At 44.6% G+C, this 25,224-nt stretch carries 24 protein-coding genes; 19 read left to right on the forward strand and 5 right to left on the reverse strand.

Features of this window, described 5'->3' with window-relative positions:
* Positions 1-99 precede the first annotated feature (99 nt).
* From BMY78_RS09610 to BMY78_RS09620, 3 genes are read left to right on the forward strand one after another with little or no spacing between them, the layout of a single operon-like run.
* Positions 100-1,023, forward strand: coding sequence for an ABC transporter permease (locus BMY78_RS09610; RefSeq protein WP_090897279.1), 924 nt, complete (start codon positions 100-102; stop codon positions 1,021-1,023).
* Between the two features lie 40 nt (positions 1,024-1,063).
* Positions 1,064-1,960, forward strand: coding sequence for a carbohydrate ABC transporter permease (locus BMY78_RS09615; RefSeq protein WP_256222206.1), 897 nt, complete (start codon positions 1,064-1,066; stop codon positions 1,958-1,960).
* Positions 1,961-1,999: 39 nt separating this feature from the next.
* Positions 2,000-3,613: a type 2 periplasmic-binding domain-containing protein gene (locus BMY78_RS09620; protein ID WP_090897285.1), complete on the forward strand. Its 1,614-nt coding sequence runs from the start codon at positions 2,000-2,002 to the stop codon at positions 3,611-3,613.
* 82 nt (positions 3,614-3,695) lie between these two features.
* Here the strand turns inward: BMY78_RS09620 and BMY78_RS09625 are convergent, their stop codons facing one another.
* Complete coding sequence (locus BMY78_RS09625; protein ID WP_090897288.1) at positions 3,696-3,959, reverse strand: hypothetical protein; 264 nt, start codon at positions 3,957-3,959, stop codon at positions 3,696-3,698.
* Between the two features lie 233 nt (positions 3,960-4,192).
* On the opposite strand from BMY78_RS09625, the gene BMY78_RS09630 reads away from it, so the two are divergent.
* On the forward strand, positions 4,193-6,229 hold the full coding sequence (locus BMY78_RS09630; RefSeq protein WP_371129127.1) for a catalase: 2,037 nt from the start codon (positions 4,193-4,195) through the stop codon (positions 6,227-6,229).
* Between the two features lie 138 nt (positions 6,230-6,367).
* Here BMY78_RS09630 and BMY78_RS09635 read toward each other — a convergent pair whose 3' ends face one another.
* On the reverse strand, positions 6,368-6,496 hold the full coding sequence (locus BMY78_RS09635; protein ID WP_090897290.1) for a DUF4023 family protein: 129 nt from the start codon (positions 6,494-6,496) through the stop codon (positions 6,368-6,370).
* Between the two features lie 171 nt (positions 6,497-6,667).
* Here BMY78_RS09635 and BMY78_RS09640 point away from each other — a divergent pair, with 171 nt between their 5' ends.
* The 4 genes from BMY78_RS09640 to BMY78_RS09655 all read left to right on the forward strand — a co-directional run bounded on the left by BMY78_RS09640 (position 6,668) and on the right by BMY78_RS09655 (position 10,489).
* Complete coding sequence (locus BMY78_RS09640; RefSeq protein WP_090897293.1) at positions 6,668-7,426, forward strand: TrmB family transcriptional regulator; 759 nt, start codon at positions 6,668-6,670, stop codon at positions 7,424-7,426.
* Between the two features lie 106 nt (positions 7,427-7,532).
* The gene (locus BMY78_RS09645) at positions 7,533-8,696 is read left to right on the forward strand and encodes an MFS transporter (RefSeq protein ID WP_090897297.1); all 1,164 of its coding nucleotides are present in this window, start codon (positions 7,533-7,535) and stop codon (positions 8,694-8,696) included.
* A gap of 82 nt (positions 8,697-8,778) precedes the next feature.
* Entirely contained in the window at positions 8,779-9,366 is a 588-nt protein-coding gene (locus tag BMY78_RS09650; RefSeq protein WP_090897300.1) for a sugar O-acetyltransferase, read from the forward strand.
* Positions 9,367-9,484: 118 nt separating this feature from the next.
* On the forward strand, positions 9,485-10,489 hold the full coding sequence (locus BMY78_RS09655) for an ROK family protein (RefSeq protein WP_090897302.1): 1,005 nt from the start codon (positions 9,485-9,487) through the stop codon (positions 10,487-10,489).
* Positions 10,490-10,613: 124 nt separating this feature from the next.
* Here BMY78_RS09655 and BMY78_RS09660 read toward each other — a convergent pair whose 3' ends face one another.
* A complete protein-coding gene (locus tag BMY78_RS09660) occupies positions 10,614-12,047 on the reverse strand; it encodes a glycoside hydrolase family 1 protein (protein ID WP_090897305.1) in 1,434 nt (477 codons plus the stop codon).
* A gap of 166 nt (positions 12,048-12,213) precedes the next feature.
* Between BMY78_RS09660 and BMY78_RS09665 the strand changes: the two genes are divergently transcribed.
* The 3 genes from BMY78_RS09665 (at position 12,214) to BMY78_RS09675 (ending at position 14,947) form a co-directional block, all read left to right on the forward strand.
* Positions 12,214-13,182 (forward strand): LacI family DNA-binding transcriptional regulator, encoded by a 969-nt coding sequence (locus BMY78_RS09665; RefSeq protein WP_090897308.1) that lies wholly within the window; start codon positions 12,214-12,216, stop codon positions 13,180-13,182.
* Positions 13,183-13,268: 86 nt separating this feature from the next.
* Positions 13,269-14,477 carry a macrolide family glycosyltransferase gene (locus tag BMY78_RS09670; protein WP_090897312.1) on the forward strand — a complete coding sequence of 403 codons (1,209 nt, stop codon included), beginning with the start codon at positions 13,269-13,271 and terminating at the stop codon, positions 14,475-14,477.
* A 176-nt stretch (positions 14,478-14,653) separates the two neighbouring features.
* Positions 14,654-14,947 carry a DUF3817 domain-containing protein gene (locus tag BMY78_RS09675; RefSeq protein ID WP_090897315.1) on the forward strand — a complete coding sequence of 98 codons (294 nt, stop codon included), beginning with the start codon at positions 14,654-14,656 and terminating at the stop codon, positions 14,945-14,947.
* A 115-nt stretch (positions 14,948-15,062) separates the two neighbouring features.
* Here the strand turns inward: BMY78_RS09675 and BMY78_RS32780 are convergent, their stop codons facing one another.
* Positions 15,063-15,200, reverse strand: a complete 138-nt coding sequence (locus BMY78_RS32780; protein ID WP_177185693.1) for a hypothetical protein — start codon at positions 15,198-15,200, stop codon at positions 15,063-15,065.
* Positions 15,201-15,365: 165 nt separating this feature from the next.
* On the opposite strand from BMY78_RS32780, the gene BMY78_RS09680 reads away from it, so the two are divergent.
* The 6 genes from BMY78_RS09680 to BMY78_RS09705 all read left to right on the forward strand — a co-directional run bounded on the left by BMY78_RS09680 (position 15,366) and on the right by BMY78_RS09705 (position 22,028).
* The gene (locus BMY78_RS09680) at positions 15,366-15,719 is read left to right on the forward strand and encodes a thioredoxin family protein (RefSeq protein WP_090897318.1); all 354 of its coding nucleotides are present in this window, start codon (positions 15,366-15,368) and stop codon (positions 15,717-15,719) included.
* A gap of 187 nt (positions 15,720-15,906) precedes the next feature.
* Entirely contained in the window at positions 15,907-16,929 is a 1,023-nt protein-coding gene (locus BMY78_RS09685; RefSeq protein WP_090897322.1) for a LacI family DNA-binding transcriptional regulator, read from the forward strand.
* Between the two features lie 117 nt (positions 16,930-17,046).
* Positions 17,047-18,039, forward strand: coding sequence for an ABC transporter permease (locus BMY78_RS09690; protein ID WP_177185694.1), 993 nt, complete (start codon positions 17,047-17,049; stop codon positions 18,037-18,039).
* A 15-nt stretch (positions 18,040-18,054) separates the two neighbouring features.
* Positions 18,055-18,942, forward strand: a complete 888-nt coding sequence (locus BMY78_RS09695; protein WP_090897325.1) for a carbohydrate ABC transporter permease — start codon at positions 18,055-18,057, stop codon at positions 18,940-18,942.
* A 70-nt stretch (positions 18,943-19,012) separates the two neighbouring features.
* Positions 19,013-20,656: a type 2 periplasmic-binding domain-containing protein gene (locus BMY78_RS09700; protein ID WP_090897328.1), complete on the forward strand. Its 1,644-nt coding sequence runs from the start codon at positions 19,013-19,015 to the stop codon at positions 20,654-20,656.
* A 22-nt stretch (positions 20,657-20,678) separates the two neighbouring features.
* Positions 20,679-22,028, forward strand: a complete 1,350-nt coding sequence (locus BMY78_RS09705) for a glycoside hydrolase family 30 protein (protein ID WP_090897331.1) — start codon at positions 20,679-20,681, stop codon at positions 22,026-22,028.
* Positions 22,029-22,329: 301 nt separating this feature from the next.
* Here BMY78_RS09705 and BMY78_RS09710 read toward each other — a convergent pair whose 3' ends face one another.
* On the reverse strand, positions 22,330-22,728 hold the full coding sequence (locus tag BMY78_RS09710; RefSeq protein ID WP_090897333.1) for a hypothetical protein: 399 nt from the start codon (positions 22,726-22,728) through the stop codon (positions 22,330-22,332).
* Positions 22,729-22,950: 222 nt separating this feature from the next.
* Between BMY78_RS09710 and BMY78_RS09715 the strand changes: the two genes are divergently transcribed.
* A complete protein-coding gene (locus BMY78_RS09715) occupies positions 22,951-24,060 on the forward strand; it encodes a glycosyltransferase family protein (RefSeq protein WP_090897335.1) in 1,110 nt (369 codons plus the stop codon).
* A 28-nt stretch (positions 24,061-24,088) separates the two neighbouring features.
* Entirely contained in the window at positions 24,089-25,159 is a 1,071-nt protein-coding gene (locus BMY78_RS09720) for a glycosyltransferase WbsX family protein (protein ID WP_090897338.1), read from the forward strand.
* Positions 25,160-25,224 lie beyond the last annotated feature (65 nt).

The following is a 25,224-nucleotide window of genomic DNA, read 5'->3' on the forward strand; positions in this document are numbered from 1 at the left end:
TAAACCCAATGTGAAGCAGTTTATACTGAAGCTATTCCAGAGATGACAGGTCCTACGGGAGAGCAGCATCAGTATATTTACAGGAGGGAAGGAAGAACCATGAGGACCAATCCACTTTATATGGGAAGAACGTTGGAGAGAATCAGGCGAAACTGGGGCCTTTACGTTTTGCTTTTTCCAGCGGTTCTGTTGACACTTTTATTTGCCTACAAGCCGATGTACGGCGTATTAATCGCCTTTAAGGACTACAGTCCGGCGCTTGGGATCGGAGACAGCCCTTGGGCTGGATTCAAATACTTTGAGAAATTCTTTAAATCCTATCAATTTACGAATACGATTCGTAACACACTTGTGATCAGTCTGTACAGCTTGGCTACTTTTCCGATTCCAATTATGCTTGCACTACTGGTGAATCAGATGAGAGCAGGGAGGTTCAAGAGGTTTTTTCAGACAGTCTCTTATATGCCTCACTTTATTTCAACCGTAGTTATGGTCGGATTGATGCTGATTCTGTTCTCGCCAAGTACAGGACTTGTTGGCAATATGTATCAGCTGTTTGGAGCACAAGCACCGGACTTAATGGGTTCATCAGCTCTGTTCAGCAGTGTGTATGTATGGTCTGACGTGTGGCAGCATGTCGGTTGGGACAGCATTATCTACATTGCCGCGCTGTCCGCCGTAGACCCAAGCCTCTATGAAGCGGCAACGGTAGATGGAGCAAGTCGATGGCATAAGGTTCGTTATATCGATATTCCGATGCTGCTGCCGACGGCCATTACACTGCTTATTCTGCGGGTGGGCGGATTACTCGGTGTAGGCTTTGAGAAGGTGTATCTGATGCAGAATGACCTGAACATTCTCTCAAGTGAGATTCTGTCCACTTATGTATACAAAATCGGGTTGCTGAGCAGCCAATACAGCTTCTCCTCAGCAATCAACCTGTTTAATACCGTCATTAATTTCATTTTGCTTATTCTGGTCAATCAATTGTCCAAGAAATACAGTGAAAACAGTCTATGGTAGGGGGGAGACAAACAAGATGAGTGTTATGGAACCGGCAGCAATGACCAGAGCTCCCCGAACCAAACGTCGATCACGTGTTTCGATTGCAGAAGTCGTACTGTATGCCTTTGCAGTTCTTTTTCTAATAGCTATCATTTATCCAATCTATTTTATAATCATCGCCTCGTTCAGTGATCCTTCATCTGTGGCTAACGGACAGGTGTGGGTGTTTCCGAAAGGTTTTACGCTGGAAGGATATAGGGAACTGCTGCGACACGAGAACATCTGGATCGGATATCGAAATACCATTCTGTATACGGTGGTGGGAACGCTCTTCGGGCTTGTCGTTAATATTTCGGCGGCTTATGCATTATCGAGAAAAGATCTGGTTGGGCGCAAATTTTTCTCGCTGTTCTTTATCTTTACGATGTTCTTCAGCGGCGGCTTGATTCCAACCTTCCTGACGATCCGTGACTTCCATCTTTATAACACGTTCCTGGTGATGGTGCTTCCGTTCTCCGTGGTGGTTTTCGACATGATCGTCGCCCGGACATTTTTCCAGACCAGTATTCCGGGAGATTTATGGGAAGCAGCTCAGATCGATGGCTGTGGAAACCTGCGGTATTTTGTACTCATCGTATTGCCGCTGTCCAAAGCAATCATCGCAGTCCTTGGACTATGGATTGCTGTAGGGTATTGGAACTCCTATTTTAATGCTCTGATTTATCTGAAAGATCCGAATCTGTATCCGCTGCAACTAATTTTACGTAATATCCTCATCACGAATCAGATGCAGTCCGGCATGGGTACAGGAGAAGCGGCACAAGTTGCTCTGCGTCTTGCCAATTTGATGAGATATTCCGTTATTATTATCGCCACAATTCCAATCATGTGTGTGTATCCGTTCATCCAAAAGTATTTCAATCAGGGGGTGATGATCGGCGCAGTGAAGGAATAGGGCAGGTTGAAATTCAATACCAATCAAGGGGGTTCCCAAATGGGGAAAAAGATAGGCAAGAAGTTATTCACCAAAATGAGCAGCGTGCTTCTCGCGTCGGTGATGTTGGTCAGCGTGGTTGGCTGTAGTAGTGGAAATAGTAGTGAACCTGCGGAGACTACGGTATCAAGCGATTTTAATCAGGAAGGTCTGCCAATTGTCAATAAACCGGTCACACTCAAGGTACTGACGGTTCGTTGGGGGAATATGGGCGACACCTTTACTCAGAATCAATGGCTCAAGGATTTGGAGAAGGATTCCAATGTGAAAATTGAGTGGCAGGTCATGTCCTCTAATGACTGGGGTGAGCAGAAATCCATAATGCTTGCCAGTGGTACACTCCCGGACATTATCTTAGGTGATCAGGTGTTCAGCGATTCGGACATTGTAAACAACCTGAGCTATTTCCGTCCACTGGATGAGTACATTGACTCATATATGCCCAACTTGAAGGCTGCGATGGAAGAGACACCAGACATGAAGAAAATCAGCACGTTTCCTGATGGCAAAATCTATTCCATGCCAACAAGACTGCCTGCCCGTCCGAAGAGCCGGAACCAGCCTGTAATTAATAAGGCCTGGCTTGATAAGCTGGGGCTGAAAGCACCAACGACAACAGAAGAACTGTACCAGGTGTTGAAAGCGTTTAAGGAAAAAGATCCGAACGGAAATGGAAAACAGGACGAAATTCCGTACACGGAAACGGGTCTGAATGTGGACTTCCTGAATCCATTCGGAATCACTGACATTAATGCCAGCAGTATGATTGTCCAGGACGGTAAACCGGTCTTCTTCCCAACGACCGATGCCTATAAAGAAGCTCTTATTTATACACACAAGCTGTATTCAGAAGGCCTGATTGATCAGGAACTGTTCACCCAAGACAATACAATGACATCAGCCAAATGGCAAAATGCAGATATTCCAATCGTTGGCTTCAGCAATCAGTGGACACCCGATGCTGTGTTTGGAAAGTGGAGCGACCAATATGAAGCGATTGCGCCTATTGCCGGACCTGATGGCAAACGCTATCAGCCAGGGGATCCTGGCGGCATGAATCTGGCCCGTAATGAACTGCTCATTACAAGTTCATGTACTGTTCCGGAAGTAGCCGCACGCTGGGCGGATCAGTTCTATTCCAACGAAGCCAGCATTCAGAATTTCTGGGGTGCGATCGGAACTGTAATCAAGAAAAATGATGATGGCACATATACGCTGATGGACCCGCCAGCAGGCACCAGCGCCGATGCATGGTACTGGGATCAATCCCTGCGTGATTTTGGGCCCAAATATGTAAGCCCTTCCTTTGAAGAAAAAATTAAACTTAATCCAAAAGCAGGTGACGGACTCAAGCTGCAAATCGATCAGTTGGGCAGTGCGGATGTAACGACACCTTATCCAAAGGTTATGTACAATGCAGAAGAGTTCCAGGAGCTGCCAACACTGACAACGGATATTGACGGTTATGTAGCAACGATGCGTGCACAGTGGGTAACCAAAGGCGGCATCGAAGAGGGCTGGGATGCTTATATCAAAAAGTTGAATGATATGGGACTTGAACAGTTACTGACCATCCGTAATAATGCCTTCGAACGTTATATGAACGTCAAATAGAGTGGAGTTCAGTTACATCATTCATTGATTAAATAACAAACAGGTGCGTCTCCTTATTGAAGGAGGGCACCTGTTTGTTCGTTTAGGATCTGCGTTTTAACAATAAAACGCCACTGATGCTCGATGTTTTTTTGCTATAGACCACTTTAAAACCGATATCATTATCCAGCAAACAGTTTAAGGCATTAATCAGCAATGCACCACGCACCAGTGTGAAGGTACAAGGGGACGTGTTTCCAATCACACGGACACTTCTGATTCGGCGTGCAGAACCAGGAACGAGCGGGTTTCTGGACCAATAAATCAATACCAAATCCGGTTGTGGAACAGCCTTTACACATGCCATCTTCATCATCTCTTTTCTATTAGATTCTTTATAGTAAATGAAAAGTAGATGAAGGAGGTGCTAGACAGAAGATGCGATGTTTAATAAATGGACAATTATCAGCTATGCCTCATATCCAAGCTCATGTTATTCATATTTGTAATTCACACACATGATTCGGACCAAAGTATGGTGTGCCGGTCAATCATAAGTCTACTTCCAAGCCCATACATATTATTCTGGAGGTGATTGGAATGAGCAAGGAACCCATGGATGAGAACAAAAAGATAGAGCAGCGAAATGCCTTTCTTCGGGATAATAACGGAAAAGAGATGTCTTCCAATGAAGGGGTTAAAATATCGGATGATAGCAACTCGCTAAAAGCGGGGGATCGCGGACCCACGCTGCTTGAAGATTTTCTGATGCGTGAGAAACTGTCGCACTTTGACCGTGAACGCATTCCGGAGAGAGTTGTGCATGCCCGGGGATACGGAGCCTACGGTGAATTTGAATTATATGAATCACTTGAAGAGTTAACGATGGCCCATTTTCTCCAGGACCCCGGTGTGAAAACACCGCTCTTTGTTCGTTTCTCCGAGGTTGCAGGCTCCAAAGGAGTAAACGAAACGAATCGGGATGTACGTGGGTTCTCAGTAAAATTTTATACCGAAGAAGGCAACTTTGATCTGGTGGGCAACAATATTCCGATCTTCTTCATCCAGGATGGGATTAAATTCCCGGATCTGATTCATGCATTGAAGCCGGAACCCAATAATGAAATTCCACAGGGTTCCACTGCGCACGATACCTTCTGGGATTTTATTGCGAATAATCAGGAGTCGGCAGCCATGGTTATGTGGATTATGTCGGATCGCACGATACCGCGAAGCTTTCGAATGATGCAGGGATTCGGGGTACATACCTTCCGGCTGGTAAACAAAGAAGGCAAATCCAGATTCGTGAAATTTCATTGGCGGCCGTTACTTGGCATGCATTCGTTTGTGTGGGATGAGGCGCAGAAGCTTGGCGGGGCGGACCCGGACTTTCATCGCAGGGACCTGTGGGAGAATATCAATGCAGGCAACTTCGCGGAGTTCGAACTTGGAATACAGGTGCTGGAGGAAGCAGATGAATTCAAGTATGATTTTGATATTTTGGATGCAACGAAGTTATGGCCTGAAGAAGACATTCCGGTACGAATCATTGGCAAAATGACGATTAACCAAAATGTCGAAAATGTATTTGCAGAAACGGAACAGTCGGCATTCCATCCAGGCAACATTGTACGTGGCATTGACTTCAGCAACGATCCACTGCTTCAAGGCCGACTATTCTCGTATACGGATACACAATTGGCAAGGGTGGGCACGAATTATCAGGAATTACCTATCAATCGTCCCGTATGCCCTGTACATAACAACCAGAGAGACGGCGCTTCCCGTTACACGATTGATCGGGGGAGAGTCGCCTATCACGATAACTCTCTTGCCAATAATTCTCCCTATACTGTGCCCGGTACCAAAGGTGGATTTGTAACCTACCCTTCCACGGTGCAAGGACTCAAGGAACGGAAAACAGCACCCAGCTTCCTGGATCATTTCTCGCAGGCCCGTTTATTCTGGAACAGCATGACAGGTGTGGAGAGGAGTCATATCATTCAGGCGCTCACGTTTGAGCTTGGGAAGGTTAAGGACGTTTCGATTCGTCAACAGGTCGTTGATATGCTGGGCCATATCAGCACAGAGCTGGCAACCACTCTGGCCCGCGAACTTGGAGTCGCTGTACCTAACGTCTCCGAATCTACGGTGACAAAGTCCTCCCCTGCGCTAAGTATGGCCAATACCGTATTTTCTCCCAAGACACTGCGTGTCGGGGTGATTGTTGGTGAAGGATTTGATGGTCCAAGCACGCAATATATTTTGAATGAGCTTAAGGGAGCAGGGCTTCGTCCGGTCATTGTTCATGAAAGACAGGGTGTGGTGCATGGAACAGAAGGTGTGGAGCTCAAAGTGGACGATAGCTTCCTAACCGGATCACCCTTGGTATACGATGGACTGTTCATTGTTGGAGGACAGAACCAAGATGAATATTTTCAAAAATACACCCGATCCTATGCCATTGAAACGTATAATCATTTTAAGCCCATAGGAGCCACACCAACCGGTGCAGCACTGATCCAGCCAGCCGGTATTATCGGCAAACCTGGTGTCATTGTGGAGCAGCAACCTGCGGCTTTTGCAGAACAATTCATTCAAGCCATGACGCAACAACGCTTCTGGAATCGAACGTAGACAGCCGGGAAGCTTTTGAAAGGTCAAATCACGAATAGCAAGAAAAGGATCTCTCTCCAGAGGTCCTTTTCTTGCTGAAAGAAAGATGAGCGATTCACTTAACTTATCCCCTTAACATGATGACATGCCATTACAAGTTTATTTATTGGTGCTGTGCTGCTTTGCTGGCAGTTTGTCTGTTGGCGTACCTTTACCATTGTTTTTGTTATGACGTGCTTTTTCGGCATTCCCATTCACTTTTTTCACAAAATCATGGGTACTCTCCATGTTTAAGCACACCTCCTTCAAAATAAAAATGCGTAGCCTGAATGTTAATATACCCATTGAGAGGTCATTATATTTGGGTACGAAGGAATGGTGGGATAAACTGGACATGGGAAGTTCAGGCGTCTAAACTGTATAGAACGATACAAAACAAGAAGGAGCCCGAATCGAACCATGTTGCAGAAATTCGGTTTTACACAATATGAAAGTCAGGTATATGAGGCTATATTTGCACAGGATGCGCCGCTCGATGCCACCTCGATTGTTAATTATTCCAATGTACCTAAGGCTAAAATATACGAAGTGCTTAATCGGCTTATTGATAAGGGAACGGTCCTAACCACCATGCATGGGAAGAAAAAATTGTACATGGCGGTTGATCTTCAGTCCATTATCCTCAAAATAAGGGCCGACTTTGAGAAGGATATTGAGGAGTTAAAGACATATAAAATCAAACGTACATTCACAGATGAACATATCTGGACGTTGAAGGATGCATCATCCATTGCATCGAATATTGAACAGCTTATTGAAGAAGCGGATTCATCTATCCTTTTTCTGGCGTGGAACGAGCAAATGGAGAAGTACCGGGAGCTGCTGGAGCAAAAAGAGGCTGAAGGGGTACATGTTGAGGTTTTGGCTGTAGGCGGATTGCAAACGTCTTTAACGCATAAATATTCGTTAATACCCATGCTTGAGGACAGTAAGCTTGAGCCATCGCAGCTAATTATTGTTGACCATGAATATCTTTTGTTTGCAGGGATCGAGCATGCTTCATGGAAGGCCATCAAGACTACGTCCAAACCGATTGTTAAAGCCATGACGGATTATTTCTATCATGACGTCGCTCTTACTCAAATTACCAAAAGATTCGGTGATCATCTGCTTCAGGATGAAGAAATTGCACGTTTGCTGGCACGATTAATTTATTAAACTGATGGTTCCAAAAGCTATTCTTTCTGAGAATAGCTTTTTTGTATTGAAATCTTCTCGTGATTAAGTTACTATCGTAGTTGTAACTTTTGAGGAGGCTTCAAAAATGAATAAAAAAGTATATGTTCTGGCAATCGCGGCCTTTGTAGTGGGTACCGTTGAACTCATATTAGGCGGGATTCTGGACTTGATTGCGACAGATCTTCATTTGACCTTGGCCAAAGCCGGGTATTTAATTTCGATTTTCTCACTTGTCTATGCGTTATCTGCGCCTATCTTGTTAAATATGACGGCCAGATTCGAACGTAAAAAAGTTTATATGTGCACTTTATTCGTTTTTCTAATCAGTAATCTCATCTCTGCCTTTAGTGTCAACTTCTATATGCTTTTGGCAGGCAGAGCATTGGGGGCGGCAACGGGCTCATTGATTTTTGTTCTGTCACTAACGCTCGCTGCACGTATTGTGGAGCCTCAATATAAAGGGCGTGCCGTGGGAATTATCACGATGGGAGGAAGTGCATCACTAATTTTGGGTGTACCTCTCGGGATCTTTGTAGGTAACCTCGCCGGATGGCGTGAAGTGTTTATGTTGATTGCGATTCTAACTGCAGTAGTCATGGTTGCCATTGGCATTGCCATGGATCGTGTGCAGCCGATTCCGGCCGTATCTCTGAAGAAGCAGCTTACGGCTCTATGGAATCCGAAAATGCTGGCAATCCATGTTACAACATTGCTTGTGCTCGCAGGGCACTTGACGTTATATGCGTATTTCACACCATTTCTCCAGGAAGCGCTGGGAGCCAGTTCAACCATGGTCACCTTTATCTATATGATGTTTGGTATCGCTGCCGTAGCAGGCGGCGGCATTGGCGGCATCTTATCAGATCGCTTGCACCCGGCCAAAGCCATTATTATCGTGCTGATCCCCTTTATTATAAGCATGGCGGTTATTCCGTTTAGTACCGGGCTGCCTTTAATTGCTTTCTTGATTCTGCTAAGTATATGGAGTGCCTTAAGCTGGACGGTTACCCCGGTACAGAATAGTCTGATTATCAAAACCTCACCGGCAACGGCTGAAACGTTAATTAGCACCAATTCAGGCATTGCACATGCCGGTATTGCTCTCGGTACCTATATTGGCGGGGTGGTTATCGATCATTCTTCCATTATGTATACAGGATGGGTGGGGTCGATTCTGATCCTGATGGGTCTGGTGTCAGCCGTTTATGCAATTAGTCGCAAGGAGCAAACCGTTCATACGGTTACTTGATTAATTGAAATTAACCCCTATAATTAAAATAGTTTTATAAAGTATTTTAATATATAGAGAAGAGCTGGAGGCACAAGAATTCATGACAGAAAAAGAGAAATCACAACTGGGACTGCTGTATAATGCGAATTACGACAAAGAATTGATTGATGAGCGTATGTACGCGAAGGGGCTTTGTTACGAGTATAATCAGCTTCATCCAGGCAAGATCGCCGCGAGAGAAGCGCTGCTCAAAAAGCTGCTTGGAAAAACGACGGATCGTTTCCTGATCGAGCAGCCGTTTGTATGTGACTACGGCTATAACATAGAAATTGGTGAGAACTTCTATAGCAATCATAATATCGTTATGCTGGATGGAGGCAAAATCCGGTTTGGTGACAATGTTTTTGTTGCTCCGAACTGTGGATTCTACACTGCGGGGCATCCTTATGATGTGGAACAACGTAACGAAGGTCTTGAAATTGTAGGTCCCATCACAGTGGGCAATAATGTATGGATCGGTGGCGGCGTGACTGTGCTTGCGGGTGTGACCATTGGAGATAATACAATCATCGGGGCAGGCAGTGTAGTTACCAAAGACATTCCTTCTGATGTAATTGCTGCGGGTAATCCATGCAGAGTGATTCGCAAAATAACGGAAGCAGACAAAACGAAGTATAGCAGAAGCTAGTTACCAAGTGTATACGAAACCCTTAGAATACCCGATGTTCTCATCGGGTATTTTTAATACCTCTGGAGATATTGTATAGTTACTACATTGGAGAAGAAACTATGGAGTAGGGGTGCTTATGAAAATAGCGAACGCGTATTTGATGAAAGAAATTAATATAAACCATGTACGCCAGGTCATGAAACGGGTGGAAACAGCAACCAAGCCACAACTGGCCTCCTTGACCAAGCTCAGTGTCGTAACTGTAAATTCACTGGTAAAAGAGTTGTGTGACCTGGGTGAACTGTTTGAAGATCAGACAGTGCCTTCCAATGGGGGGAGACCGGCGTTAACCTACCGATATAATTACGATTTCAGCTTGGCTTTGGTCATGTATATCAACGAAAAGCAAGGGCAGGACCTGATTACGGCCACCGTCATTAACCTAGAGGATAACATGGTGTTCAGAGAAGAATATACGATGCCTACGTTTGATCAGAAACACTTCTATGAGATCATTGGGAACGTATTGGCTCTGCATGATTCCATTAAAGTGATCGGTATTGGTATTCCAGGGCAAACCGTGAATGGGGAAATTACGGTGAGCAGTCACCGGCAGTTAGAAGGCATCCGAATGACTGAAGATCTTGAAGCACAGTTCGGATTACCAGTCATCATGGAAAATGATGTGAATGCTGCAATTAGCGGATATTGCGCCAAACAAGAGTTGGACGAGGACCTGTGTGTCATCGGAATGTATTTTCCAACCAAATATCCTCCAGGCATGGGCATTTATCTGAACGGTAAAGTGATTAAAGGAAAACTTGGCATGGCCGGGGAAGTCAAATACCTTCCAATGGGAGTGGATTGGTATAGCCCAGTGGAAGAGGAAGTGTTTATTGAAACGGTATGCAAAATGATTCAAACGGTTAATGCAATTCTTGCTCCAGACCAGGTAGTAATCTATCAGAAGTTGGTTGACCAAGATGCAGTTATTCAAGCATGGGAAAAGTATCAAGCCAAGCTGTCGATGCCATCCGATCCTGGCCTTGTTCTGATCGATTCTTTCCAGGAAGACTTTGAAGCCGGAATGAGATGGTTAACATTGAAAGCGTTGGAGCCAGCCTTGGTCCAATTTAACTGAACGTACTATATGAAAAAAAATTCCCAGCAGAAAACAATGCATCAATACATCGGGTACCCAATGCTTGTACTTGATTTCTGCTGGGGGAGCGCAAGTTTGCACCTGCTACAGGTATATCATATGCTTAATGTTTCAGGCTCTTGCCATTGCTGCCAATCACCTCTTTATACCAGTGGAACGACTTTTTGCGATAACGTTCGAGTGTTCCTGAACCATCGTCATGGCGATCAACATAAATGTAACCATAACGCTTTTTCAATTGTGCTGACGAAGCACTGACCACATCAATACAACCCCAGGACGTATATCCCATAACTTCAACGCCATCTTCAATGGCTTCTGCGACCTGAACGAGATGATCATTTAAATACTGAATGCGATAGTCATCTTCAACGGTCTTCTCACCATCAGGTCCGGTAATAAGCTCGTCCACAGCACCCAGTCCGTTTTCCACAATAAAAAGTGGTTTCTGATAACGGTCATAGAACATGTTCAGCACATACCGCAGTCCCTGCGGATCGATCTGCCATCCCCATTCACTTGCAGGCAAGTAAGGGTTAGGTATACCGCCAAGCAGGTTACCTTCCACTGCAACTTGTTTATCTGGATCAGCCGTTTGGCAGACACTCATATAATAGCTGAAAGAAATAAAGTCGACGGTATGGAGCAGCATGTCTTCATCGCCATCTTCCATCTGAATCTGGATTCCATTTTCACGGAAGTAACGTTTCATGTATCCAGGATAACGGCCTCGCACATGCACATCTCCGAAGAAATAATTGCTGTGTTCGAATTCCATCACTTTAATCATATCATCGGGATTCGGTGTTAGCGGATAGGTCGGCATACTGAGCATCATACAACCAATCTGCGCATTTGGGATGATCTCATGACAGAGCTTCACAGCAGAAGCGCTGGCTACAAACTCATGATGAATTGCCTGATAAAGATCTTGTTTGCTCAACTTCTCTTTTGGTGTGTAGATACCACCACTCATGAAGGGTGCTTCCAGAATCGAATTGATCTCGTTAAATGTGAGCCAGTATTTCACTTTATTTTGATAACGTTTGAATACGGCAGTCACATAACGCTCGTAGAATCCGATCATCTTCCGATTGACCCAGCCATCATATTCTTTGGAGAGATGGAGAGGTGTCTCGTAGTGTGAAAGGGTGACGAGGGGTTCGATTCCGTATTTAAGACACTCGTCAAAGAGATCATCATAGAATTGAAGACCTTCTTCATTGGGTTCCAGCTCATCGCCCTTGGGGAAGATACGGGACCAAGCAATGGAGGTGCGGAATACCTTGAATCCCATCTCGGCGAACAGCTTGACGTCCTCTTTATAACGGTGATACAGGTCAATCCCGATCAGTTTCATGTTATCTTCAGTGGGTTCTTCGGTAATGGGACCCATAATACCTTTGGGGGCCACATCCTGAGTGGACAATCCTTTGCCACCTAGATTATATGCACCTTCGGCCTGGTTGGCGGCAATCGCACCACCCCACAGAAAGTTTTTGGGGAAATTAAAGGATGGATGTTGAGATTGACTCATAAGTATCGCTCCAATCGTTAAGAATTCGTTGTGGATGTCACATACGGCAGCACTGTATAAAAAAAGCTTAAACGTTGGAACGGGTTACACGTCAAGTTTTACTTTTTATTTATTTTGAGGCAAACTGTAAATCATTATAGATAGTCAGCAAGAAAGGAGACTTCATGTGTCCAAGTTCGATGAAATTATGAAGCTGTCCGGCTACTCGAAAGCCACGGTGTCCAGAGTAATTAATCATTCGCCGCATGTGAGTGACGAGGCCCGGCAGAAAATAACGGTCATTATGAAACAGCTCAACTATATCCCGAACCGAAATGCCGTTTCGTTATCCACTGGACAGACCAAGCAAATTGGAATTGTCACATCCGCAACCAACGAGATTATCCTTACGTTCATGAATCAATTCATTGATACAGCGATGGATTATGGATTTCAGACCCTGATCTATACTTCGCGTGGAGATAAAGAGATTGAGTTGCAGGCGTTCGAGGATCTGCGGAGTAAACGGGTGGATGGATTGGTGATTATGACCTGTGTCAATCATCCAGACAAACTGAAATCCTATTGCGAGTATGGTCCGATTGTATCCTGGCAGCGGATGGGGAATGACGAAATTCCGTCAGTGGCTATGGATCAGGCACAAGGCTACAGGCTGGCTCTTGAACATCTGGTGTCCAAAGGATATATACGCATTGCCAATGCCTTTGGCAGAGCAGAAAGCCTGAATACCCAGAGTCGGCGGGAAGCCTATGAATCATTTATGGCAGATAAGGGTCTGCCTGTATTGCGTGAAGCTTATCAATATTCCGTGTTCAGTTCATCTGATGGCGAAGAGGCGATGCGAAGAATGGCTAGTGGACCAGAACTTCCTCAAGCGGTGTTATGTTCGAATGATTATGCAGCAATCGGAATCTGGTCCGAAGCACGCAAACAGAATATACAAGTTCCCGAACAACTTGCCATTGTTGGTTTCGATGACATTGATTTGTCTCGTGTGCTTGGAATAACCACTATACATAATCCCATTGCAGAACAGGCTACGCAGGCCTTTCATCAATTATGGGCCGTCCTTGGCAAGCAGGAGCTGCAGCCTCGGCAATTGGAATTTCAACTGATAGAACGTGCGACTACCTAATATTTATTTTTTGGGGGAAGTACGTCATTGCTTACGAAAATTCTTACACCATTTGAAGCACGTAGTATAACAAAGGAGGGATAATTATGGCACGTGTTTTATTTATTAACGGTGGATCAGAGGGACATGTCAATCCAACGATTGGTGTGGTACAAGAGCTTATTTCACGCGGGGAAGAGGTTGTGTACTTCACTATAGAAGCGTATCGGGAACGTATGGAAAAGACAGGGGCTGTAGTCCGAACCTTTGACGGTCAAAAATTTATTAAAGCTTTTGTCTCAGGTGGCAGAGATTATTTGCTTGAACGAGTCAACGGTCTTTTGCTTACGGCAGATATCGTCATTCCGAGTGTCCTTGAACAGATTAAGGGTGAACAATTTGATTACATCATCCATGATTCCATGTTTGGTTGCGGACGTTTGCTTGCGCAAATACTGAAGCTGCCTGCAATTAATTCATGCACTTCTTTTGCGCAGACCGAAGAATCATTCAATCATTTGATGCAACACTTTTTCTTGAATGTTCCTGCCGAAATCGCTCAACCTATAAACGATACATTCCATAGTCTGACGAGCAGGTTACAAGAAAAATATGATGTAGAGATTGCTTCTCCCTACGAAGTGTTTTGCAATCCCGCACCGCTTACCATCGTATATACAACAAGGGAATTCCAGCCTTATGGAGATGCATTCGACCATACCTATAAATTCGTAGGACCGTCTATATTTTCCAGATTAACGCATGAAGACTTCGACATGGAAGCAATTAAAGGGAAAAGACCTATTTACATTTCACTGGGTACAATTTTTAACCAGGCTCTTGATTTCTATAAGCTTTGCTTGGAAGCATTGGGGAATACCGAACATACAATTGTCATGTCTGTAGGGGATAGAACACAAATTACGGCACTGGGAGCAATTCCGGAAAATTTTATCGTTAAACGTTATGTTCCACAAATGGATGTATTGCAGTCCGCAAAATTATTTATCACACATGGCGGGATGAACAGTACCAATGAAGGTTTATATTACGGGGTTCCCCTCATTGTACTCCCTCAGAGCGCGGACCAGCCGATCATCGCTGAGCAGGTTGTTAGCAGGGGAGCAGGCATCAGCTTACAAATGCAAACCTTGACTGCCAATCAGCTCCATGAAACGGTAGATCATGTGTTGAAGGTTCCTTCTTTTGAGAGAGCTGCTGCGAATCTGAGGGAATCCTTTCGAAAATCAGGCGGATATCATTATGCTGTTGATGCGATTTTCGAATTTAAAACTCAACATCACCTGCACGGATAGTTCAGTCATTAATTATTCAAAATTGAAGCATTTCCGAACCAGAACCATGCGGTATACTGAACAAGACGTTTCAAATGAAGCTGCATTAGTACAGATGATGTGGCTTCAAGTTGAAACATCTTGTAACAAGTTACATAATTCACATACTATCCGCTGGAAAGGTGAGATTGAACAGGATGAAGACGGTCACAGGTCGATTCAGAATTGCAGGCATATGGGAAGGTGTATCCTTACTGCTGTTGATTTTTGTAGCCATGCCGCTAAAATATTTTGCCGATATGTCTTCCCCGGTAGCGATTATGGGTATGATTCACGGTATTCTTTTTCCACTATATCTGATCACGCTTGTACATTTGGCTGTTGTGAAGAAGTGGAAAGCTTCACGCTGGTTCATGGGCTTGGTAGCAGGTTTATTGCCTTTTGGAACTTTTGTATTCGAGTCCTATCTTCGCAAGAGAGACTGGAAGTAAGGGTTGCAGAAAAGAACAATGACAATGACAGCAGGCGACCAACTCCGGATGTTATCCGAACGGGTCGCCTGCTCGTTTCTGTGCAAATTCTTTTCTTGGAAAGAGTGTGAACGCGTTATTTTACGGTGCCTGTTTCACGATCCGATAGCAGGCTAACTCCAATATTACCAGAGGCATCAGATGCAGGTGCATACGCGGAGAAGGAGATAACAGCAATGAGGGCAGTAAGCAGAAAAAGAAATGATTTTTTCATACAATAACCTCTTTTCATATGGGATGATCTTCCAACTATATTTTAATGCAAACAGGCTGTGTTTGAAAAGAAAAGTTTAGGCGAGCGCGAGATTTGTACAGTTAGACATTCGTGATAAACTAGGGTTTAACTCTAGCTGTCAACTGACCGAAAGGGATGATCCTTATGAGAGAGCTTAATGACATAACATCCATAGAAATGATCGAAGAGATGATTCAACAATATGAATTGGTCTTTTTGTATGTATCAAGGCCAGAGTGCAGTGTATGTCATGCTTTACTTCCCAAGATTAGGGAGTTACTTGAACCTTATCCGATGGTGTATCTGGCCCACATCAATGCCAACCAAGTGGAAGAGGTGGCGTCCAGGTTTCTTATTTTCACAGTTCCCACGATGATTATGTTGGTGGAGCAGAAGGAATATATTCGAGCTGATCGTTTTGTTCGCTTGCATCGATTGGAAGAGCAGGTACAACAAATTTATCATATGTACACGCAGAATGGGGAACAAGAAGCATGATTATCGGCAGCTCACAGAGGAGCTGCTTTTTTACATATCTGTCTCTAACGACAGTGCTAAGCAGCCATGCCATGATCATAGCAAAAGAATGTGAAAAAAAATTAAAAGAAAAAGTGTTGTATTGAAAACGGTTTTATGCTAATTTAAAATATATAAAAACGTTTTTATAGCAAAGGACCAAAAAATTATGGGAAAGATTACAATTAAAGATGTTGCACGGGAAGCCGGGGTATCCATTTCTACGGTTTCCAACGCCTTGAACGGCGTGGATGTCTTAAACCCAGAGACCAAATCACATGTCCTGAAGGTTGCTGAGCGTTTAAACTACGTTCCCAACCTGAACGGCAAGCTGCTAAAATCCGGGCAAACCAAGATGCTGGGCTTTTTCACCACAAGTGTGTCGGGTCCGTATTTTTATAAGCTGGTTGAATCCATGTCTCGCGAATGCGATCGTCTGGGTTACGGGCTCAATGTGTTTGTGACCAAGGATAAGCAGGTCATTATGAGTAATATTCTGGGTCGACGTGTGGATGGTGTCATCATCTACGAAGAACTGCGGATTGATGAGCAGGATATTATCGCTATGGAGAAAGACAAGATCAAGGCTGTATTTCTGGATCGGGTCTATCAGAGCGATACGATGGGAAGCGTCATTTTTGACTCCTATGTAGCGGGTTACGAAGCGACCAAATATTTAATTGGACTGGGACACAAGAAAATTGCCTACATATCCGGCGTGGACACCATGTTTGACAGTAATCAGCGTAGAGATGGTTATCTGGCCGCTTTGCGTGAGTACCAGCTTCCAATGGATGATGATTACATCTTACAGGGATATTTTGAGGAAGAGGGCACCTACAGTGCGGTAAAATCTTTTCTTCATCTGCATCCTGCCAAGCTGCCTGATGCTTTTCTTGCAGGAAATGATGTAAGTGCAATTGGCTGCATTCATGCCTTGAAGTCTCATGGCTTCGAAGTTCCTCAGGATGTAAGTGTAGTAGGCTTCGATGATATTGATATTGCCCAATATTTTTCCCCGCCATTAAGTACGGTAAGAAACCAGATTGCAAGGCAGGGTATCCTGGCGGTCAATCACCTGGTTCGCATGATCAAGAAGAAGGAACATGGGGTTTCACAGAAACTGGCGGGTGAACTGATCATACGGGGTTCAAGTCATGTGAAGATGGACCGGAGTGATTTTTCAACATAGGTGATTCAATCATTTCCGGTCTTTTTTAATTATAGATTTGAGATTAGGGGGTTTTTTTGTCGGAAAATAAAAACGTTTTTATGATGGAATGCTTAAGTTGGAGGGGAGCAAAAGAGCGTGAGTAAATTAGCCGTAGAGACGTCGTCCACCGGTAAAAAGCCTGTAGGACCGGGGGGAAGGAAGCCAATTGGACAAAAAGTAAAAGAGTTTGTCATCGATTATCGAAGACAATGGGAAATTCAATCGATGATTATACCTGGCATCATTTTTATGATTATTTTTTGTTACATTCCGATATACGGATTGACGATTGCATTCAAAAATTACACCGTCATTGATACGTTGTCTAGCGCACCGTGGGTCGGTTTGGAAAATTTCAGAATCATTATGTCCGACAAATACTTCTGGGATGCTGTAGTGAATACGCTGGGGATCAGCTTTTTGAAATTGGGTATCGGGTTCGTTATTCCTATTATCCTGGCGATCATGATCTATGAATTAAACAGCGGACGCTTCAAAAAGTTCGTGCAAACGGTTTCATATCTGCCTCACTTTCTGTCCTGGATTGTATTGGGCGGTATGCTGATCACCTGGTTTTCAACAACGGGATTATTTAATCAGCTGTTACTCAGCTTGGGACTGATCTCGCAACCGCAGAACATTTTGCTGGATGCAGGCAAGTATTGGTGGATTGCAGTTTTATCCGATATTTGGAAAGAGGCCGGCTGGGGAACGATTCTGTATTTGGCAATTATGTCGAAGATTGATCCTACGTATTACGAGGCTGCCAAAATTGATGGTGCAAGCCGTCTCAGACAAATCTGGAATATCACATTGCCTAACATGAAGTCGATCATCAGCCTTAATCTGATTCTTACTGTAAGCGGTTTACTTGGTTCCAATCTGGACCAGACACTCGTTCTGATGAACTCGCAAAACCGTGATAAGGCAGAAGTTATCAATTCGTATGTATACCGTATGGGGATGTCACAGGGTGACTTTTCGTATGCTACCGCGGTTGGTCTGGGCGTCTCGATCGTGTCCGTTATTCTGCTGGTCACCGCGAACAAAATTACAAGCAAATTAAACGATAATCAATCTGTGCTGTAGAAGGAGGCATCCCGTGTGAATGGAAAGGTGGCTAAAGAAGATCTCGATAGTCGGATCTTTGATACCTTAAATATTATTTTACTCGTTATTTGTACTGTCGTTATTGTGGTTCCGCTCTGGAATGTCATCATTTCTTCTTTTAGCTCGGGCAAGGCTTTGGCGGAAGGCGGGTTCATCTTCTGGTCACCGGAGTTCTCGCTGGAGAACTATAGAGCCGTGTTCAACGATTCGAGCATCTGGCAGGCGTTCTTCATCTCCGTATCCAAAACAACAATCGGAGTTGTTACACACGTGTTCTTCTGTGCCATGGTCGGCTACGGTCTGAGCAAAAAGTACATACGTGGCCGTAAACTGTACGTTGCCATGGGGGTTATCACGATGTTCTTCTCAGGCGGAATGATCCCAACGTACTTATTAATCAAATCACTCGGCTTGCTCAACAGCTTCTGGGTGTACATTATTCCGGCATTGTTCAGCTTCTATGATGTCGTCATTCTGATGAATTTCTTCCGGAATGTACCGGATTCCCTGGAGGAGTCAGCCAAAATCGATGGTGCTGGAGACTGGCATATTTTCCTCAAAATCTTCATTCCGCTGTCCATGCCAGCGATGGCAACCATTGCATTGTTCAATGGGGTGGGGCAATGGAATGACTTTATGACAACCAAGTTGTACATTACCGATCAGTCGCTGTATCCACTTCAGATGATGCTGTACGAGATTATTGTTCAATCCCAAACACAATCCATGCAAAATGTGGGCGGCTCGGCAGTCATCGAAACAACGACGAAAGGGGTACAGCTGGCCACGATTGTTATTACCACGCTGCCGATTGTACTGATCTATCCCGTACTTCAAAGATACTTTATCTCGGGTATGATGCTTGGAGCAGTCAAGGAGTAAAAGAAATCCAAGCTTGTTCGAAAGTTCGCTCTATTCAATATTTCTCACCTAACCTTAAGGAGGAAACAATATGTTCAAGATGAATAAGGCAGCAGGCCAAAAAGGCGTTAAACTGTGCGCGGCATTGCTGACAGCGGTGATTATGATTACAGGCTGCAGTGGTGGCTCAGGGGGTTCAAGCGAAGGCAACTGGGTTTCCATTGAAGACCGCTATACAGTCGATCCGGAAAAACCAGCGTGGCAGCTCGATAAAAAGGAAGAAGTCACGGACCTTACCTGGTATGTTAATGCGGACTGGTGGAACACGGATTTCGGCAAAGATATTGTGACCAAAAAGATCAAGGAAGATCTGAACATCAATATCAAATTCATTACTGGTGATGACACGAAATTAAATACGTTCTTTGCCGGTGGCGACATGCCTGACCTGCTGACCGTGTTTGACTCCAACTCTCCTGTAGTGCAAAAAGCTGCAACCTGGGCTCTGCCGCTGAATGATCTTGCGGAGAAATATGATCCATACTTCAACAAAGTCGCAGCTGCGGATACCCTGAACTGGTTCCAGCTGGCTGATGGCAAGACGTATGGCTATCCGAACTACTCCAATACTCAGGCCGATTATGATAGTGGCAACATCCCGGCCAAAACGGCATTTATCATCCGTAAAGATGTGTACGAAGCTTTGGGAAGCCCTGTCATGGGAACGCCAGAGGAATTCGAAAATGTGATGAAACAGATCAAGGAAAAGTTCCCAACGCTGATTCCATTTGGTTTTAACTCAATCGGGGAAGGAACAGGTTCACTCGGAGATACGTTGCAAGACTTCATTGGTGTGCCGCTTGAAACTGAAAATGGAGAATTCTATGATCGCAATCAGGATGAAGATTATCTTACATGGCTGAAGACTTTAAATAAGGTATACAGAGACGGAAATATCAGTGATGACAGCTTTGCTGATGATGGTACGGCTTTTGAGGAAAAAGTGAAATCTGGAAAATATGCAACGATGCTGCTGGATGGCACACCTCAACAGGGTGGAAATCTGCAAATTTATCTGAGTGCCAATGAAGGCAAAGAGTATGTAGCCGTTGATGGACCGCAAAGCACTAAGGGTAATGCACCAACACTCAATCAATCCGGCATTACAGGCTGGATGATCAACTTCATCTCCAAAGACGCCAAAGATCCAGCTAAAGCCATTCAAATCTTTACGTATCTGCTGAGTGAAGAAGGTCAGCTTCTGATGAACTATGGTATTGAAGGCGAGACGTATGAAAAGAATGCAGACGGTACGGTTGAGCTGCTGCCAGCTGTGAAGGATCTGCAGCTGCACAATGCGGACAAATTCAAGAAGGAATACCGGATGGGCGAATTCATGTTCTTTGGTCATGACCGTCACAAAGTACTGAGTGCGGATGCATTCCCGGAAGCGATTAAACAAATGCAAGAGTGGGGCAAAGGCAAACTGAAACCACACTTTATTCTGGAGAATATTAGTCCGAATCAAGGAACACCTGAAGCACGTGCGTTGTCAGCGATCAACGCCAAGTGGAATTCAACACTGGTAAGCATGGTGCGTGCCAAAGATGATGCCTCTTTTGACAATGCACTCGCTGCTTACAAGTCATTTTTAGGTGAAAACCGTTGGGATGACATCGTGAAGGTCCGTAGTGAGAAAATGAAGCAAAATAAAGAGAAATTGGGTATCCAATAAGAGGAATATGGAGGGAAAGCATATGACGAAATTCAAAATGTACAAATCCACGGGAGAAGATGCATTGTTTGTATCCGTCTCCCAGGATCAATTAAAACCGCAGGACTCCGGCAAGGAGACTACAACCATCCTTCTGGATGATCAGCAAACGTATCAGGAAATGGATGGATTTGGGGCTTCTTTTACGGACTCATCTGCCTATCTGATCAACCAGATATTAAGCGAAGAGCAGAGAGCTGAAGTCATGACCCGGTTGTTCCATCCCGAGGAAGGCATTGGATTGTCGGTCATCCGCAATCCGATGGGAGCTTCCGACTATGCCAGAACCGTATACAGCTATAATGATCTGCCAGAAAATCAAACGGACCCGGGATTATCCGGGTTCAGCATTGCACACGATGAAGCGGATGTTATTCCTTTGACTCAAAAGGCTTTGGAGCTGAATCCTGAATTGAAGCTGTTCGCTTCTCCTTGGAGCGCCCCGGGCTGGATGAAAACTAGCGGCTCCATGATTACAGGTCAATTGAAACATGAGTGGTATCCGGCATATGCCGACTATTTTGTGAAATATATTCAAGCCTACGCATCCCATGGATTGCCTATCCATGCAGTAACACCACAGAATGAGGCACTTTATGAACCAGGACATTATCCTGGCATGTTGATGCCAGCTGAAGCCCAAGCAGACTTTATCAAAAATCATCTCAAGCCGGCTTTGGTCCGCAACGACATCCAAACCAAAATCCTCTGTTATGATCACAACTGGGATCGTCCGGATTATCCGCTGACAGTACTTGATGAGGCGGCAGAAGAGGTAGATGGAGTCGCGTGGCACTGGTATGGGGGCGAGGCCTCGGCACAAACTAAGGTGTATGAAGCCTTTGCTGGTAAAGAGGTACACTTCACCGAAGGATCAGGCGGGGAATGGATTCCTCCATTCGAACAAGCTTTCTCCAATGTGATCAGAACAGGTATTGAGATTCTTCGCAATTACAGCAAATCTTTTGTGCTCTGGAATATGGCACTGGATGAGAATAACGGTCCTACCGTTCCTGGCTTCGGGAAAAGTACGTGCCGCGGCATTGTGAAGGTTAACCAGCAAACGAAAGAGCTTACCTATACACTGGACTATTATGCCCTGGCTCATTTCAGTGCATTGATTCGTCCAAAGGCTGTGCGGATTGACTCTTCCTCCAATGAGGCATCCATCCGTTCGGTTGCCTTCAAAAATACGGATGGTTCGATTGCCGTCGTTCTATTCAATGATGGGGAGCAGACCGGAAATGTGCAGGTTCATCTAAGAGAAGCAGAACTGTTAAGTTTCCAACTCGAATCCAAAGGGGCCTTGTCCATTTTGATCAACCCTGAATAAGTCGTCTTAAGGTGCCAACGAACCTACTATACCTTAAACGGCGAATTTTCAAGGAATGCACATTTTAGCGAACCTCAGTGACGTTATTCCGTCACAAAACGGGGTTATAACCTTAAAAATTGGCCCCATTAACGAAATAACGTCTCTGTAATTCGTTAGATCGCAGAACTGGGCTAATAGAAGCAAATAGCGTGTACCAGATTCGTTAAAACAAAATAACGATAACAAGGGGATGTCCATCGTCATATTCATGACTTTTGGGACATCCCCTTTATACTACGGCCTATATTACGTGCGAAACCTACACGCGTTGAATCGCTAGATTTGGTGTTCCTCCGCTCTCATCAATAAACAGAACATACTTATTCCCGCTGGTGCCTGTTAATACTAGACCCGGCTGATTAAGTACACCGGGATTATAATATAATAGCTGCTGGATGAGTGGCAAGGCAACTGGATGAGTCGGCTGATTCATCGCCATGAGCTGAGTTGTTGCTTTTACACTGTCTCCTGCCTCGATAACCCCACCGACACCCAGATTATTTGTAATGGAGGAGCTGTCGTTAATCTGCAAGCTGCCAGCAACCGTCTGTTCTCCATTCACCTGCAGATCCAAGCCAATGGTTACATTACCGTTTACCTGCAAATCCTGATTAATGGTTTGATTTCCCGTGACAAGAATGCTATCGAATGTTGGCAATCATATCAACTCCTATCTGGTTTGATATATTTTATGAGGACAAGAACCGGATGGACACGGGGTTGTGGCACATTTAAAGACACGGGTGAAGCCCATCTTTGAATAGTTATACACCTAAAAATGAGGCAATAGAAACCTAGCCAAAGACAAATGCATATTGTAGGCAATGAGAGTTAATCCGCTTCGTGATTGGAGGGTATGGTCATCAAAAAAAGGAGGCGTATGCCAGCCAAGTCCCCAAAGAGTCGGCGTCCTGTCCAGCATCCCAATCAGGTATACCTCAGACAAATGAACGCAACATTGAACCGAAAACTCAAATCAATCCGGCGTCATCTGGTGTTACAGCAATCGGATCTGCAACAGCATCTTATGAAAATGATTCAGGACGGTAAGGAACAGTCCATGGCTAGTGAAGACAATGGGAATATTTCGGATTCTCCCCGTGTTCAGTATAAACAGCTGAAGGTCCTCCTGATTACTCCTTCAATAGAACGAAAAGGTTCTGCGAACTCTATTCTGATTGAACAGAGCTTGAGGCATTTGGTTCAATATGTTAATGAAATCAAAACGATTCAGTCGTTGGCAGATCATACGGCGGGGCAGGATTTGGATTTGATTCTGGTACTGGATGGAGAAGATGCTCTGTCGAATCAGAATTTGGAGGCGTTGAGGACATCATCTGCCAAAAAGGCGATTTGGTTGTCGGACCAGTCGGATGTAAAACAGATGGAATCAATCATCCCTTTTTTTGATTATGTGTTTACACAGCATTCGACCCAGATTCCCTCGGATCAGCATATGGGGAATGTCTCATGCCATGCCATACCTTTTCCACCGAATCCCGCTGTGTTCTGTCCACAGGTGGTGGGAAGAGAATATGAATCCGATGTTTATATCATTGGGGATGCACACCCAGGCAGCTGCCTGTTTGCTCTTGCCACTCATGCGTGGTTATCGGATAAAAGAGTGCGAGTTGAAGGACAGGGGTGGGAGAGATTCGGTGCATTTGTGCCCGTGCAACCTCATGAAATTCCGGAAAAGTTATACAACGGCACCAAAATTGTTGTTCAGGACAACTCTTCCGTTAGACATATCATGGAAGCAGCTGCGTGCGGTACATTTCAACTTATTTCGGCTTCTTCAAGCGGCCCTTTGAACACGGATGATTTCCAACGCTATGCAACATTTGAAGAGCTTGTACAGAAGCTTGGACATTATTGGGACCATGTGGATCAACGAAGATTAGCTGCCTCCAGGGCACTTTCTTATATGAAGTACAATCAATCCTATCTTCATAAAAGTTTGCAGCTTATGGATATTATTTTCCAATGAATATGTCTGTTAATTGGAGGAGTCCTGCTTGAAGCTTATTGCATTACACTTACCTCAATTTCATCGGATTGTGGAGAATGACATGTGGTGGGGGGACGGGTTTACAGAATGGACCAATGTAAAAAAAACAATCCCCCTTTATCCAGGCCATCTGCAACCCAAAAAGCCATTGCATCAGAACTACTATGATTTAACGGACCCCAAAGTACGCAAATGGCAGGCTGACACGGCCAAAAAGTACGGAATATACGGATTCTGTTATTATCACTACTGGTTTAAAGGAAAACGATTGCTTGAAAAGCCGTTTGATGAGATTTTGGAAAGTGGGGAACCGGATTTCCCTTTTTGTTTGTCATGGGCTAATGAAACGTGGACACGCAAATGGGATGGACGCGAATCGGATATTCTTATTTCTCAGGACTACGGGGAAGAGAGTGACTGGAAACAACATTTCGACTATCTAATCAGAGCGTTTAAGGACAAACGATACATTCGTGTAGAGGGAAAACCGCTATTTCTGATTTATCGGCCTGCAAGCATACCTCGATGTCAGGAAATGATTCATTATTGGCGTAGGCTTGCGATAGAACACGGGCTGGAGGGTATTCATTTTGTGCAGACGATCGGTGGATTTCCTACCTTTAATCAACCTGTCTTTGACGCAAGCATGGAATTTGAGCCCCACTATACGTTTGCACATGGTCATATGAATGGAATCTGGATTGAACTGGACATCCAGGGGCAGAAGCACATTGTGGTGAACTACGATAAAGTGTGGTCATCCATTCTCGAAAGAACACCTCACCGAAACGGGGAAGTCGTATATCCTGGTGCATTTGTGAATTGGGACAATACACCGCGCCGATCGATTGATGGACAAAGTACAGTAGGGTCAACTCCTGAAAAATTCGGCTTGTATTTATCGCGACAGATAACGAGAGCCAGGGAATTGAACAGCAGTGGCTTCCTGTTTGTCAACGCATGGAATGAGTGGGCGGAAGGGGCGTACCTTGAACCCGATGACGATTATGGGTACGCCTACTTGAGAGAGGTCAAAAGAGTGGTTGAGCAAGAAGCGGGCAAGCGCAGCAAGATATGACAATGGAGTTCCCTGTGTGGGGCTCCATTTGCTTTTGGGCAAGTGAAATGATGTCATCTTTGTCG

Origin of the sequence: Paenibacillus sp. OK076 (assembly GCF_900110055.1) — a bacterium.
In the GTDB taxonomy this organism is placed as follows: domain Bacteria; phylum Bacillota; class Bacilli; order Paenibacillales; family Paenibacillaceae; genus Paenibacillus.